We start from the raw sequence: 13425 nt of genomic DNA on the forward strand, positions 1-13425 counted from the left end.
AATTAGTATCCTTGTGTTTGACGCTGATGATTTACTTCATTTTTATCTAAATATGCTTTTTCAATCTCTTCTTGCTCAAATTCAAGTGCTTGTCCAAGTCGAAGATAGCTCGTAAATAATTCAATATAGTTTGTAATAGATGGTTGATCTGTAAAACGAATTACTTTCGCATATGTGTCTAAGAAAATTTCCACTTGTGTTTTATTCGTTTGTGCACATTTATAGAATAGGAAGTTTTTATCAATACCTAAATCAATTCCGATTGATAAAATAAAATGCAAACCATCTACGTATTCTTCTAATATTACTTCACGTTCCGATGCTGGTTTGTTGCTCCAATATTTAAAACAACGTGTCTCATTTGCAAGTTCTCCAATTTCTACAAGAAGAGCTAACATTTTTTCTTTTAACAATTTTTTCGGTTGTAAGTCATGTTCTTTTGCAATACGGTCATCTAATTCTTTTTGTAATTTAAATAGTTGTAGTAAGTCCATTCTATTGTCCTCCTCCAACATCGCATTTTACGCAACAATGTTGTTTCATCTCAAAGTTCATTATTATGTTTCAGTTCTTATGAATAAGTCAGCTATCTAACTCTTTATAAAATAGCTTGTCCTTAATTTACAAATACGTTTCAGTCATCGCTCTTAAATTGTTCATCTGATGAAAGTTCCATATCATCTTTCCATTATAGCAGTGTCGTTTCGGCTAGGAAAGATACTCTTCTTTCCAAACGAGCAGAATTGAAAAAAGCCAGGAGTATTCTCCTGACTTCATATGTATATTCTTCTATACTGCTATAACTTTTATATTGATTTTGTCATATTGATAACGACATAGTCGTTAATCTTTAGAATTTCTTTCACTTCTAACTTCTATTTGAATACAAATAAAAAAACCTTAGAAGAAAATTCTTCTAAGGTTTCAACTAATTAATTAGTTAATGTTGTTTTTTGCAACTGTTGCTAATTCAGCGAAAGCTTTTTCGTCATGAACAGCTAAGTCAGCAAGCATCTTGCGGTTAACTTCGATGCCAGCATTTTTAAGACCGTGCATTAAGCGGCTGTAAGAAAGACCATTCATACGAGCTGCTGCGTTGATACGTGTAATCCATAATTTACGGAAGTCACGTTTCTTTTGACGGCGGTCACGGAATGCATACATTAGAGATTTCATAACCTGTTGGTTAGCAACCTTGAATAATGTATTTTTTGAACCGTAGTAACCTTTTGCTAATTTAATTACTTTTTTACGACGTTGACGAGTAACTGTACCACCTTTTACTCTTGGCATAATATTACCTCCTAATTGTTCTATATATCAGCCGAACTTATTTTAAGTTGTCAAGCATTTGACGAATGCGTTTGAAGTCACCAGCGCTTACTACACCAGCTTTACGTAGTTTACGTTTAGCTTTTGTAGATTTGTTAGCGAATAAATGGCTTGTGTAAGCGTGAGAACGTTTCAGTTTACCTGATCCAGTCTTTTTGAAACGCTTTGCAGCGCCGCGATGAGTTTTTTGTTTAGGCATAGGTATTTCCTCCTCTATCTATTACTTATCGTTTTTCGGTGCTAAAACTAAGAACATACTGCGTCCTTCCATTTTAGGCTTAGATTCAACTGTACTAACTTCAGCACAAGCTTCTGAGAAGCGATCTAAAACACGTTGACCGATTTCTTTATGAGTAATGGCACGTCCTTTAAAGCGAATTGACGCTTTAACCTTGTCGCCTTTCTCTAAAAACTTGATAGCATTACGAAGTTTTGTGTTAAAGTCGTGTTCATCAATTGTTGGACTTAAACGAACTTCTTTCATGCTAATTACTTTTTGATTTTTGCGCTGCTCTTTTTCTTTCTTCTGTTGCTCAAAGCGGAATTTACCGTAGTCCATAATGCGGCATACTGGCGGTTTCGCATTTGGAGCAACTAATACTAAATCAAGATTAAGATTTGCAGCTAAGTCTAAAGCGTCATTACGAGACTTGATTCCAAGTTGATCGCCATTTGCGCCAACTAAACGTACTTCACGTGCACGAATTTGCTCGTTAATCATCATATCCTTGCTAATAGTAAGCCACCTCCAAGGTTTTCTCAGAACATATTTTGTAGTCATAGAACCCGAACAAAAAAAGTGCGGGCATACGACACCCACACTTGTAAAATCTTAAGTAAGAAATACATTTACCTGTTAACTGCGAATGCGTCCATCAGGTGAGAAGCGGGTGCTTCTACTTGTTCCACAAAACAATATTCTATTATCCTTGATGAGTTTATCATAGGACATGACGTCTGTCAAGAAGACGCGATGTGTTTTACTAACAACAAGAAATATTGTAACAAACAACTAACATACTTGCAATACTTTTTTATGATAAGTGTCACATGGTTATTTTTTCTAATTTCTCTCAAGTATATTACATAAAAAAGCCGCGGTATACCGCGGCTTTTTCTTATCGTTTTCCTTCTACTTTAATCATGTCAACAAAAGCATCTAATGCGATTGTTTCTGATTTTTGTTCACCATATTTACGTACGTTTACGCCGTTTTCAGTTACTTCATTGTCACCTACTACAAGCATGTACGGAATTTTTTGCATTTGTGCTTCACGGATTTTGTAACCGATCTTCTCTTCACGAGTGTCTAATTCAACACGGATACCAGCACGACGCAATTCGTCTTGTACTTTTTTCGCATAGTCTAAATGTACTTGCGGAGAAACTGGAATTACTTGTACTTGAACTGGAGCTAACCATGTTGGGAATGCACCTTTATATTCTTCAATTAAGAAGGCTACAAAACGTTCCATAGTTGATACAACACCACGGTGAATTACAACTGGACGATGTTGTTTACCGTCTTCACCAACGTATGATAATTCAAAGCGTTCTGGAAGTAAGAAGTCTAATTGTACAGTTGAAAGTGTTTCGTCTTTTCCAAGAGCAGTACGAACTTGAACATCAAGTTTTGGACCGTAGAATGCCGCTTCACCTTCAGCTTCATAGTAATCAAGACCCATTTCATCCATAGCTTCTTTTAACATACCTTGTGCTTTTTCCCACATCTCATCATCCGCATAATACTTTTTAGTATCTGCTGGGTCGCGGTAAGATAGACGGAATGAGTAGTTCTCTAAACCGAAATCTTTGTACACTTCTAGAGTTAAGTTTACAACACGTTTTAACTCTTCTTTAATTTGATCTGGACGAACGAAAATGTGCGCATCGTTTAAAGTCATTCCGCGTACACGTTGTAATCCAGATAACGCACCTGACATTTCATAACGGTGCATTGTTCCAAGTTCTGCAATACGGATTGGTAATTCACGGTAGCTGTGAATATCATTTTTATAAACCATCATATGATGAGGACAGTTCATTGGACGAAGAACTAATTCTTCGTTATCCATTTCCATTGATGGGAACATGCCATCACGGTAGTGGTTCCAGTGACCAGAAGTTTCATAAAGCTCTCTGCTTCCTAGTACTGGAGTATATACGTGATCATAGCCTAAGCTTGCTTCTTTATCAACGATGTAACGCTCGATAATGCGGCGGATTGTTGCACCTTTTGGTAACCAAAGTGGTAAACCTTGTCCTACTTTTTGGCTATTAGTAAATAGTTTTAATTCTTTACCTAATTTACGGTGATCGCGCTCTTTCGCTTCTTCAAGCATACGTAAGTGCTCATCTAATTCTGCTTTCTTAACGAATGCAGTACCGTAAATACGTTGTAGCATTTTATTATTGCTATCGCCGCGCCAGTAAGCACCTGCAACGCTTAATAATTTAAACACTTTAATTTTCCCTGTAGATGGAAGGTGAACACCACGACAAAGGTCGAAAAATTCGCCTTGCTCATAGATTGAAATAACTGCATCTTCTGGAAGATCGTTAATTAAATCTAATTTTAACTCATCGCCGATTTCTTCAAAGCGACGAATTGCTTCTGCACGTGGTACTTCATGACGAACGATTTCTAAGTTCTCGTTCACGATTTTTTGCATTTCTTTTTCGATTTTCTTGAAGTCTTCAACTGTAATTGCTTCTTCCATATCAATATCGTAGTAGAAGCCATTTTCAATTACTGGACCAATGCCAAGCTCAACCTTAACATCTTTATATAAACGTTTTAACGCTTGTGCTAAAAGGTGGGCTGTTGAATGGCGTAAAATATATAGGCCATCTTCAGAATCTAATGTAATGATAGAAACTGCACCATCTTCTTCGATTGGTGTAACAAGATCGATCATCTCATCGTTTAATTTTCCAGCTACAGCTTTTTTCTTTAAGCCTGGGCTAATAGAAGCTGCGATTTCTTCAGTTGTTACGCCTTTTGGAAACTCCTTCACAGCTCCATCAGGGAAAGTAATTTTAACTACATCTGCCATCACTGGTCACTCCTCTTTTTCTCAAAATAAAAAACACTCATCCCGTAAAAAGGGACGAGTGTTGAATTCGTGGTTCCACCCTTGTTCCAATTAACATAATTGTTAATTGCTCAAGTTCAACATAACGGTGTTGTCCGTTAGCAATTACTAGAAAAACCGTTCACTGCTAAAGTTTAGAGGTGGTAAGTAATAATCCCGTACTAGGAAGCTCACACCCTAAGGCTTCCCTCTCTGAAAATCGTAGAAAACTACTCATGTCCTCATCATGACATTTCAATATATTTCATTTATGTAGGTAATTATATGCTCAAAAACTTAGAAAATCAAGGGCGTTACCTTTATTTTTTAAATTTTTCACATTGCGCTCAAAATCATGTAATCCATGTAATTGGACCCGTTCTTGGAACACATTTCGCAAAGTAATAATCATATTATGGTCTTGTTCTTTCGTATATAAATAAATCTTTTTAGGCGAAATAGAAAGAAGCGGCGCAATTACTTTCGTATCAATATATACATCATTTTGCTTTAATAATTCCTCATCTATATATTGGACCAACTTCTCCTGTTTTAAACGTCTACCTTTATCATCATAAAAGATAAAGCTTTCATCAAAAATAAGATGCACGCAAGACAAACGTGATTTACGGCTACTTACTTGTTGCCGAAGCGTCTCAATGAACATTTGGTATTCTTGCTCCATCTTATATTCATCAATTGCCACTTCCGCAAGTTTAGCCACCATTTCCCTATATGTACGAAGACGAAAACGGATATATGATGAAAACGAGAATGAGAGCGGATCACAAAGCCAATTATTTAAAGAAGACTTAATATATGACTCAAATGCGTTACGCGTTAAATCCTGAGCTACACCTTTTCTTCTTCCCTTTAAAATCTCATGTGCCATGTGCAATATTTGATGACACTCTTCTTGTTCTTCATAAAAAAACTTTTCTTTTAAAATCGTATAAATCCACTCATTTTGTTTCACATTCACAATGAAATACACCATTACTGGCAATAAGATTTTTTCAATATAATTCGATTCACGTACTGGTATGTGAATCACCACTTTTTGTTCCTGTAAATACACACTCGTTTCCTTATATAACACTTCCGCTCTTTTCAGCAATTGTCTATATACGTGCATAGCATCATTTTTTTCTTCGAAGCAAATTTCAATCACTTTTGTCCCCCCTTTTATCCCCGCTCTAAAGGACTGTATCTATACGTTACAAATCCTATAAGAGTCCGTCCCGCGTGAATTTCACTCTTAGTAGAATCACATTTCCTATCGTTAGAAAATCCACTCAATATGGCTTGCTAATTTTATATATATTAAGGGAGGGAGAAAAAAATGATACAAGCTACTATGAATTTTTATTGTATACTTTACTTATCAATAAAAGGGGGTATTTGAATGTTTGAATATAAATTCGTAAAAGTCGAATTACATTGGGGGTTCACTCGCTCAAAACCAGCTGAAGACTACCAAGAAATTATTCAAGAACATGCTAGAGATGGCTGGAGGTTCGTACAGATTGTTGCCCCTACGATTGGCAGTTCTGGACAACCTGAATATTTCGACCTCATATTTGAAAAGAAAATATCACTATAATACAAAAGAGCAAGCTTCTCAGCTTGCTCTTTTACTTATGACGACGGTTTTTCCCACCAATTGGAATTGGTTTCGCTAAATATTTAATTCGCTCCATAATACGTGCTGCCTTCATTTCTTCAGCCTCACCACGCTGCGTATACGTTAAATGGTGTTCCAGTTGTTTAAAATCAAAATTAGACGTAAAGAACGTCGGTAAGTTTTCTAACATACGGAATTGCAAGATTGCACCAAGCACATCGTCACGCACAAAGCTTGACATCGCTTCTGCCCCGATATCGTCTAACATTAAAACTTGTACGCGTTTAACCGCATCAATCTTTTCACCAATCGAATTATCTTGAATTGAACTTTTAATTTCACGTAAAAATTCCGGGAAGTATACGAGCATCGAACTTATTTTCTTTCGAGCAAGCTCGTTCGCTATTGCTCCTAAAAGGTACGTTTTTCCTACACCAAATTTACCGTACAAATATAAACCTTGTGCTTTTTTACCTGGTTCATATGTACTTAAAAATTCATTCGCTGCACCAATTGCATCGATACGTGCATTTAAATCAGAAGGGTCTAAGTTTTCCATAGTTGCCTGCAAAATATCCGTTGGCATATATACACTTTGAACGAGTTTTTCATATTTCTTTCTCTCGTCATGCGCTACTTTTCTAACGCAGCGATCGTATTGAATATCAATCATCTTCCCTTGAATAACAAGCTTTGGCTCATAACCTTGTAGCATATTTTTACATGAACCTAAATCCGGACAATCCACGCAACCTACACTTTGTCCAATATATTCATATAACTTCACAAGACTGCGCTCAATCATAGAAGTCGTTACTTCACCCTTATGTTCGTCTATAAATTCTTTCACACGCGGATGCGCCATTACTTCTGCCTTTAGTACTTCATATCTATTTTTAAAGTTTTCATTTTCCATTAATTTTGCAAATGAATTTTGAATATGCTCCATTTTCTCACCTCAAAGAGCGTTCATTCTCTTCTATTAATCACGCTTATATTTTTTTAACACTTCTTCTAGTCGTTTTCTTTCATCTTCTAGCGTACTTGCATCTTTTTCTACACTTATATCTTTCTTCTCTGTTTCTTTCTCTTGTTCTTTCGGCTCTTCTTCCTTAAGCCAATCTGGCACCATTTCTTTCCGCACCGTTTTCTTCGCCGTACGGCCTTTTTTCTTCGTCTCAGCCCACTCTTGATATTGACGGTTCTCTTCTTTCGCTAACGCCATCGCGTCCGCTACTGTACCGACCTTTTTACGTGCCCAATGCCCAGCAATCTTCTCGACATACGTTTTCGCAAGTTTCATATCTGAGCGTAGCATAACGTAATAAATAAGTACATTCACAACTCCTGGTGTCAATTTTTGATTAATCATGACATCTTCAACGATCTGCAAGTCCGCTTTCGTTGCCTCTGCACCACCAGAAATCTCTTTCAATAGTTGTTTTGGCGAGATTTCCTCTAGCTGCTTTATTAACATCTCCTCTTGCGATGAAGGCTCTTTCTCTTTCATCGTACGTGCAGCATGAGGCTGTACTCTTTCACTTAATACCGGTAATGCTTGACCATTTTCAAATTGATACCAATCGCGCGCTCCTTTTCTAAGCCTTTCCGTATCAATTGTTTGCATCTCTGTCACTGCACCAAGAACGATATTTTGCATCGATAACACATCTACACCATACACGTAAGCAAGTGTTATAACGCAGTCTCTCACTTGATCTGTAATCGCCTTTTTAGGAACAAGAGCGGACAATCCATCTACAAATAAAGAGAAATCAAAGAAATCATTCCAAACTTTCGGAGCGTCTCCCTTCTCGTTACTTGGCATAGTTGTCGTTTTTGGAATACGAAGGTCTTCTTGCGCATGCTCCAGCTGTCCTGGATTAAACGAACCAAACACATCATTGAAAGAACGCGTAACATTTTCATAAGAAATAAAATCAAATTCTTCTTCTAAGAAATATTGCTTTACTTGATTATATTTTGTCCGGCTCAATCGATTGTATAAAAAGATACTTAAAACAATATCATCAAAAAACTGCTTCGGAGATAAAGGTGGTTGCAACTCATATATGAACATTCGAATATCTTTTTCTTTCTTAATATATACCTTCAATAGCCCAATTGCCTCTAACTTTACTCGTTCCTCATATATTTCAGGAAGTTGCATTTGCATAGTCACCATAAGGGAATGATGCGTATTCTCTTTTCCAAATACACGATCTTGCTCTAGCTCTCCCCATAGTGTCATGTATAAGCTAAAAGCTCTACTACCTATTAACGGCTGATACAACATCGTTAACACTTTTCGGTCGTAATTGTGCAGTAGCCCTTTCGCACTTACTTTATAACGATCAATCGGCAATAGCTCCATCCATGACTGTTTTTCCATTCTTGCTTTTCCTTTCTCTCATCCAATCTATCCTCTACTTCATTCGTTCTATCTTTATTATATAAATTCTTAGTGAAAAAGAGCTATTAGCTTGCGCTTCTAGCTCTCTTATCCTATTACTTACGGTATGTAAAGAGAATAAAATACAACTTCTACTCTCTTTCTTTTTGCAGTATATCTTTTAATTCTTCAATAAATACATTTAAATCTTTAAATTGACGATATACAGAAGCAAAACGTACGTAAGCAACATCATCAATATCGCGAAGTTCTTCCATGACAATTTCACCAATCATATCACTTTTCACTTCTGATATACCTAAATTACGCAGTTCACGTTCCACGCTTTGTGTTACTTCTTCTAATTGTCTTAAAGATACTGGTCTTTTTTCACACGCTTTAATTAAACCACGTAGAATCTTTTCTTTATTAAACTCTTCTCGTGTGCCTTCTTTTTTTACAACGATAAGAGGTGACTCTTCTACCCTTTCAAAGGTCGTAAAGCGACTTAAGCAGCTTTCACACTCTCTCCTTCTTCGAATAGAGCGCCCCTCGTCTACCGGACGCGAATCTAACACTCTTGTACCATTATGAGAACAGGATGGACAACGCAATACATTCACTCCTTTACACTATACTCTTTATTTTTCTCTACTCACTTCACCTAAAATATATATACAATATTATATAACTCATTCTAACTCTCTTACCACTTTAAGTTTCAGCGCATCACTTTATCATCTCATCCTTAAAAATAAGATGGTATATAGAGCACTACCTCATTTGCAAGAATCCAATTTATTCAACTAACGAGTACGTTATATTTTTCCTTTTTTATAAACTAAAAAAGAGGTGCATTATACACCTCTTTACATTTTAAATCAATTATGTTCTTTTTTAAAGAGCTTTTGTTTCTCTCTGCTTAATTTCGAAGCTACCAGTGCCTCGAGGAAGCTCGATGCTCTCACGCGTTTTCGCGTTTAAACCTTCTGCAATATATTCTGCAGCAACATTTGGATCAATACGATCCCCACAAGTATAAACATCAATACTTGCGTAACCGTGCTCCGGAAAGCTATGAATTGTTAAATGTGATTCCGAGATAATTACTACTCCACTTACACCTTGTGGTGCAAATTTATGGAAAGCAACCTCACGCACTTCAGCACCAGCTTTTAGTGCTGCATCCACAAATAATTGTTCAATATACGGCATGTCATTCAGTTTGTCGAAATCGCAATCCCAAAGTTCAGCAATCACGTGACGACCCATCGTATCCATAGTATCCATTCTACAGTTCCCCCTTGTAAATTTATTCTAACTGTTCGAATTGAAAACTAATTTGCAATTTGGCTTGCTCCACTACCACGGGGGAAAGTTAGTCCAGAGAGGTCCTAACCCTTTAAGTAGTGACTACGTACCTCAGCTCTTAAGTTTACGAGTGTTAGTATACTTTGTTTATTTTCATTTTGCAACAACAGTTTTTTCGATTTTCTGTCATATTTTCCTCTTTACTTTTCCCTAAAAAAAATAAATGATTCACAAATACAGTAATCACAACGTTTCGTGGTATGTCCACTTTCGAAAATATACTCCTATAATTTTTACCTTTTTAGAAAAAAATAAAAAAAGAGGGCAAATATTCACTTGCCCTCCCCTTATTCACTTAAATATGTTGTACATTTTCTTGTTTCGCTAATTCTTCAACAACTAACGTTACAAGATCTACAACACGACGAGAGTAGCCCCACTCGTTATCATACCAAGCAAGTACTTTCACTTTACGATCACCCATTACCATTGTAGATAAACCATCGATAATAGCTGAGTGTGTATTTGTATTAAAGTCGATAGATACTAAAGGCTCTTCGCTGAATTCTACAATACCTTTAAGCGCACCGTTTGCAACAGTTTTGAATGCATCGTTAATAGCTTCAACTGACACATCACGTTTTACATCTACTACTAAGTCAACAAGAGACACGTTTGGTGTTGGTACACGAAGTGCCATACCATGAAGTTTTCCGTTTAAATGTGGAAGAACTTTTGCTAGCGCTTTCGCAGCACCTGTCGTTGTCGGAATGATTGATTGTCCGCAAGCACGTGCTCTTCTTAAATCTTTATGTGGGTTATCAATATTTTTTTGGTCATTTGTATAAGCGTGAACTGTCGTCATTAAACCGTTTTCAATTCCAAACTGCTCATCTAACACCTTCACAACAGGCGCTAAACAGTTTGTTGTACAAGATGCATTTGAAATAACAGTATGTTTTGTAATATCTAATTGGTCTTCGTTCACACCAACTACAATTGTTACATCTTCATTTTTACCAGGCGCTGTTAAAATAACTTTTTTCGCTCCAGCTTCAACGTGAAGAATTGCTTTTTCTTTTGAATTAAATTTACCAGTTGCTTCAATTACAACTTCAACACCTAAATCTGTCCAAGGCAATTCCTTTGGATCGCGATTGTTTAAAAGGCGAATCATTTTTCCATCAACTAATAAGTGATCTTCAAATGCTTCTACTGTTCCGTCAAACTTGCCATGAACTGTATCATATTTAATTAAGTGTGCTAACGTTTCAGATGGATAGCTTGCATTGATTGCTACAATTTCGAATGCGCTTTCTTTTATTGCTTGACGAAATACCATTCTCCCAATACGTCCAAATCCATTAATTGCCACACGAGTCATAATATGTTATCCCCCTTGAATGCGTTATACTATTTATCTCCAATCCCAATAATAGTATAACACAAAAAGGAGATATGTCACTAAGCATTTTCATTAATTTCACAATTTTTTAGTCAATAATGTTCCACTTCCTTAAAATTACCTGCAATTGTGTTTTCGTTCCCATAATTGTGCCATCATTATTTATCACTTCATCTGCATTTTTCACTTTTTCTTCTAACGGCATTTGAGATTGAATACGAGCTGTTGCTTCTTCTTCTGAAAAGTTATTTCGTTTCATTAAACGTTCTAATTGCGTATGCGGCTTAACCGCTACAACTAAAATGCGGTCAACGAGACTTGTTAATTTGCTTTCAAATAAGAGAGGAATATCTAACACAACTGCTTGCATACCTTCTTTTATGTACATTTCCTTTTGCCTATTCATTTCCTCACGTACTGCAGGATGAACAATTTTATTTAACTGCAATCGTTTTTCTTCATTATAGAAAACGACACTTCCTAGTTTTGGACGATCTAGTTCTCCATCTTCTTGTAACACTTCCGTTCCAAATACTTCTACTATTTTGTTATATGCTGGTTTTCCTCGCTCTACAACTTCTCGTGCAATAATATCTGCATCAATTACTGGTATACTCAGTTCACGAAACATTTGAGATACTGTACTTTTTCCGCTTGCAATGCCTCCTGTTAATCCAATTACTACTGTCATCATAATCCTCCTCATAATAAAAGGCGCGAAACTAATGTTCCACGCCCATACTTACATTTTCCAAATTCCAATAATAATGAGTAATACTCCAGGCAGGAATGTAAATTTTTGTAACCACTTCATATTCGATAAAACCGTTCCAAGTTTCATTCCAATAAATAAAAACAAAGAACTCATAATTGCAACTAATATCGCCATCATAGCGGGTGCATACCCTAATAAAGATGCACCAATTCCGGCACCAAATGAGTCTACAGAAAGAGCGATACCAAGAAGCAATGCTTCTCCTGCAGAAATGGTGCCTGATTTATCAAAATCTGCTACAGTCGGTTTCCTTAAAATTTGAATCACTAGCCCTAGCGAGGCAATCTCTAATTTCCAGACCTTCTCCTCTTGCTTCGGTTCTTCTTTTTTCTCACTTCGAAAAAATTGATATAATACCCAAATCCCTATTCCAATAAGAACAAGCCCACCGATACGCGTTGCGATAACAGGTGAAAATACTTTCGCGATCATATGTCCAATTCCCATTGAAACAAGCATAACAGCCGCTGAACACATTCCGATAATTATAATTGATCTTAGTGGAATTCTTACGCTTCTTAAACCATATGTTAGCCCTACACTACAGCTATCCAAGCTTAATGTAAAAGCTAATAAAATAAGAGATAAATAAAGGTACATCGGTAAGCTCCTCCCTTATACATAGCTCTGCTGTATGTATATGACAAATGCCTATCCGATGTTATCTCTTTTCTATATTCTAGGCTGACAAATTGGGCAGTAATGCGTTCCTCGTCCGCCAACAACTGTTTTTTCTAATATCGTACCGCAAGTTACACATGGTTCTCCCTTTTTTCCGTATACATTTAGGAGTTCTTGGAACGAACCAATTTGCCCTTGTGAGTTGATATACGTTCGAATTGTACTTCCGCCACGCTTCACCGCTTCGCTTAGCGTTGTAACGGTAGCCTCATAAATTCGCTCAATTTCTTCCACTGTTAAAGACGACGCTTCTCGTTCAGGATGAATTTGAGAACGGAATAAAACTTCATCTACATATATATTTCCAAGCCCTACTAAAAGACGCTGGTCCAATAGCACAACTTTTATTTTACGATTCGTCTTTTGCAATCTTTCTTGTAAATACTGCGTTGTCAATTCCGCATCAAATGGCTCCGGACCTAAGTCAGCAAGAGGCATTTGGTTCATTTCTTCACCTTTCTTAAAGAGATGCATCGTACCAAATTTTCTCACATCTTTATAATGTAATTCCGTTCCATCTGTAAATAAGAAACGGACATGCGTATGTTTATCAATCGGCTCATCCTCTTGATGTAGTAAAAACTTACCTTCCATACGCAAATGTGAAACAATAACATAATTTGTTACATATAGAAGCAAAAACTTACCTCTTCGCTTTATATTTTCAATCTTCTCGCCTTTTAGCATTTCTTTAAAAATTTCTGCATCATCCGGTCGTTTCACTATTTTTGGATAAGTAACAATAACATCTTCAATCGTTTTTCCTGTTACAAGATTTTCAAGTGTCCGTCTGACATTTTCAACCTCTGGTAATTCAGGCATTTCATCACT

15 protein-coding genes and 2 other annotated features are annotated in these 13425 nt (G+C 36.5%); of the genes, 1 reads left to right on the forward strand and 14 read right to left on the reverse strand.

From position 1 onward, the window contains the following. Positions 1-2: 2 nt before the first annotated feature. The 6 genes from EBQ15_RS03360 to ytxC form a co-directional block, all read right to left on the reverse strand. A complete protein-coding gene (locus EBQ15_RS03360) occupies positions 3-494 on the reverse strand; it encodes a dUTP diphosphatase (RefSeq protein ID WP_000365050.1) in 492 nt (163 codons plus the stop codon). A 442-nt stretch (positions 495-936) separates the two neighbouring features. Then, positions 937-1293, reverse strand: coding sequence for a 50S ribosomal protein L20 (rplT, locus tag EBQ15_RS03365; RefSeq protein WP_001138362.1), 357 nt, complete (start codon positions 1291-1293; stop codon positions 937-939). Between the two features lie 37 nt (positions 1294-1330). After that, positions 1331-1531, reverse strand: a complete 201-nt coding sequence (rpmI, locus tag EBQ15_RS03370) for a 50S ribosomal protein L35 (protein ID WP_001125945.1) — start codon at positions 1529-1531, stop codon at positions 1331-1333. A 21-nt stretch (positions 1532-1552) separates the two neighbouring features. Then, the gene (gene infC, locus EBQ15_RS03375; RefSeq protein ID WP_000973215.1) at positions 1553-2056 is read right to left on the reverse strand and encodes a translation initiation factor IF-3; all 504 of its coding nucleotides are present in this window, start codon (positions 2054-2056) and stop codon (positions 1553-1555) included. A 63-nt stretch (positions 2057-2119) separates the two neighbouring features. Further along, positions 2120-2240 (reverse strand) — a sequence feature (ribosomal protein L20 leader region). A gap of 210 nt (positions 2241-2450) precedes the next feature. Further along, on the reverse strand, positions 2451-4388 hold the full coding sequence (gene thrS / locus EBQ15_RS03380; protein ID WP_000786083.1) for a threonine--tRNA ligase: 1938 nt from the start codon (positions 4386-4388) through the stop codon (positions 2451-2453). 47 nt (positions 4389-4435) lie between these two features. Further along, positions 4436-4664: a binding site (T-box leader), on the reverse strand. Between the two features lie 31 nt (positions 4665-4695). Next, complete coding sequence (gene ytxC / locus EBQ15_RS03385) at positions 4696-5577, reverse strand: putative sporulation protein YtxC (RefSeq protein ID WP_000569629.1); 882 nt, start codon at positions 5575-5577, stop codon at positions 4696-4698. A 234-nt stretch (positions 5578-5811) separates the two neighbouring features. Here ytxC and EBQ15_RS03390 point away from each other — a divergent pair, with 234 nt between their 5' ends. Then, on the forward strand, positions 5812-6009 hold the full coding sequence (locus tag EBQ15_RS03390; RefSeq protein ID WP_000464457.1) for a DUF4177 domain-containing protein: 198 nt from the start codon (positions 5812-5814) through the stop codon (positions 6007-6009). A 31-nt stretch (positions 6010-6040) separates the two neighbouring features. Here EBQ15_RS03390 and dnaI read toward each other — a convergent pair whose 3' ends face one another. The 8 genes from dnaI to mutM form a co-directional block, all read right to left on the reverse strand. Beyond that, positions 6041-6979 carry a primosomal protein DnaI gene (dnaI, locus tag EBQ15_RS03395; RefSeq protein ID WP_000400104.1) on the reverse strand — a complete coding sequence of 313 codons (939 nt, stop codon included), beginning with the start codon at positions 6977-6979 and terminating at the stop codon, positions 6041-6043. 33 nt (positions 6980-7012) lie between these two features. Continuing rightward, positions 7013-8422, reverse strand: coding sequence for a replication initiation and membrane attachment family protein (locus EBQ15_RS03400; protein WP_000415035.1), 1410 nt, complete (start codon positions 8420-8422; stop codon positions 7013-7015). 152 nt (positions 8423-8574) lie between these two features. Continuing rightward, entirely contained in the window at positions 8575-9036 is a 462-nt protein-coding gene (nrdR, locus tag EBQ15_RS03405; protein ID WP_001203687.1) for a transcriptional regulator NrdR, read from the reverse strand. A gap of 283 nt (positions 9037-9319) precedes the next feature. Beyond that, complete coding sequence (speD, locus tag EBQ15_RS03410) at positions 9320-9703, reverse strand: adenosylmethionine decarboxylase (protein ID WP_098413228.1); 384 nt, start codon at positions 9701-9703, stop codon at positions 9320-9322. Between the two features lie 385 nt (positions 9704-10088). Continuing rightward, entirely contained in the window at positions 10089-11117 is a 1029-nt protein-coding gene (locus tag EBQ15_RS03415; protein WP_000198968.1) for a glyceraldehyde-3-phosphate dehydrogenase, read from the reverse strand. A gap of 109 nt (positions 11118-11226) precedes the next feature. Beyond that, positions 11227-11829 (reverse strand): dephospho-CoA kinase, encoded by a 603-nt coding sequence (gene coaE / locus EBQ15_RS03420; protein WP_000219316.1) that lies wholly within the window; start codon positions 11827-11829, stop codon positions 11227-11229. Between the two features lie 51 nt (positions 11830-11880). After that, positions 11881-12513 carry a sporulation membrane protein YtaF gene (gene ytaF, locus EBQ15_RS03425; protein WP_000281743.1) on the reverse strand — a complete coding sequence of 211 codons (633 nt, stop codon included), beginning with the start codon at positions 12511-12513 and terminating at the stop codon, positions 11881-11883. 72 nt (positions 12514-12585) lie between these two features. After that, positions 12586-13416, reverse strand: a complete 831-nt coding sequence (mutM, locus tag EBQ15_RS03430; RefSeq protein WP_001114477.1) for a DNA-formamidopyrimidine glycosylase — start codon at positions 13414-13416, stop codon at positions 12586-12588. Positions 13417-13425: the final 9 nt, after the last annotated feature.

It is taken from the genome of Bacillus sp. 2D03 (genome assembly GCF_003946765.1).
GTDB classification, from domain to species: domain Bacteria; phylum Bacillota; class Bacilli; order Bacillales; family Bacillaceae_G; genus Bacillus_A; species Bacillus_A cereus.

Bases quoted from the DNA above. Each gene is read 5' to 3' on its own strand.
- thrS (WP_000786083.1), bottom strand. From the start codon at position 4,388: ATGGCAGATGTAGTTAAAATTACTTTCCCTGATGGAGCTGTGAAGGAG.
- speD (WP_098413228.1), bottom strand. From the start codon at position 9,703: ATGGATACGATGGGTCGTCACGTGATTGCTGAACTTTGGGATTGCGAT.
- EBQ15_RS03400 (WP_000415035.1), bottom strand. From the start codon at position 8,422: ATGGAAAAACAGTCATGGATGGAGCTATTGCCGATTGATCGTTATAAA.
- dnaI (WP_000400104.1), bottom strand. From the start codon at position 6,979: ATGGAGCATATTCAAAATTCATTTGCAAAATTAATGGAAAATGAAAAC.
- EBQ15_RS03360 (WP_000365050.1), bottom strand. From the start codon at position 494: ATGGACTTACTACAACTATTTAAATTACAAAAAGAATTAGATGACCGT.
- EBQ15_RS03415 (WP_000198968.1), bottom strand. From the start codon at position 11,117: ATGACTCGTGTGGCAATTAATGGATTTGGACGTATTGGGAGAATGGTA.
- coaE (WP_000219316.1), bottom strand. From the start codon at position 11,829: ATGACAGTAGTAATTGGATTAACAGGAGGCATTGCAAGCGGAAAAAGT.
- rplT (WP_001138362.1), bottom strand. From the start codon at position 1,293: ATGCCAAGAGTAAAAGGTGGTACAGTTACTCGTCAACGTCGTAAAAAA.
- EBQ15_RS03390 (WP_000464457.1), top strand. From the start codon at position 5,812: ATGTTTGAATATAAATTCGTAAAAGTCGAATTACATTGGGGGTTCACT.
- rpmI (WP_001125945.1), bottom strand. From the start codon at position 1,531: ATGCCTAAACAAAAAACTCATCGCGGCGCTGCAAAGCGTTTCAAAAAG.
- infC (WP_000973215.1), bottom strand. From the start codon at position 2,056: ATGATGATTAACGAGCAAATTCGTGCACGTGAAGTACGTTTAGTTGGC.
- mutM (WP_001114477.1), bottom strand. From the start codon at position 13,416: ATGCCTGAATTACCAGAGGTTGAAAATGTCAGACGGACACTTGAAAAT.
- ytaF (WP_000281743.1), bottom strand. From the start codon at position 12,513: ATGTACCTTTATTTATCTCTTATTTTATTAGCTTTTACATTAAGCTTG.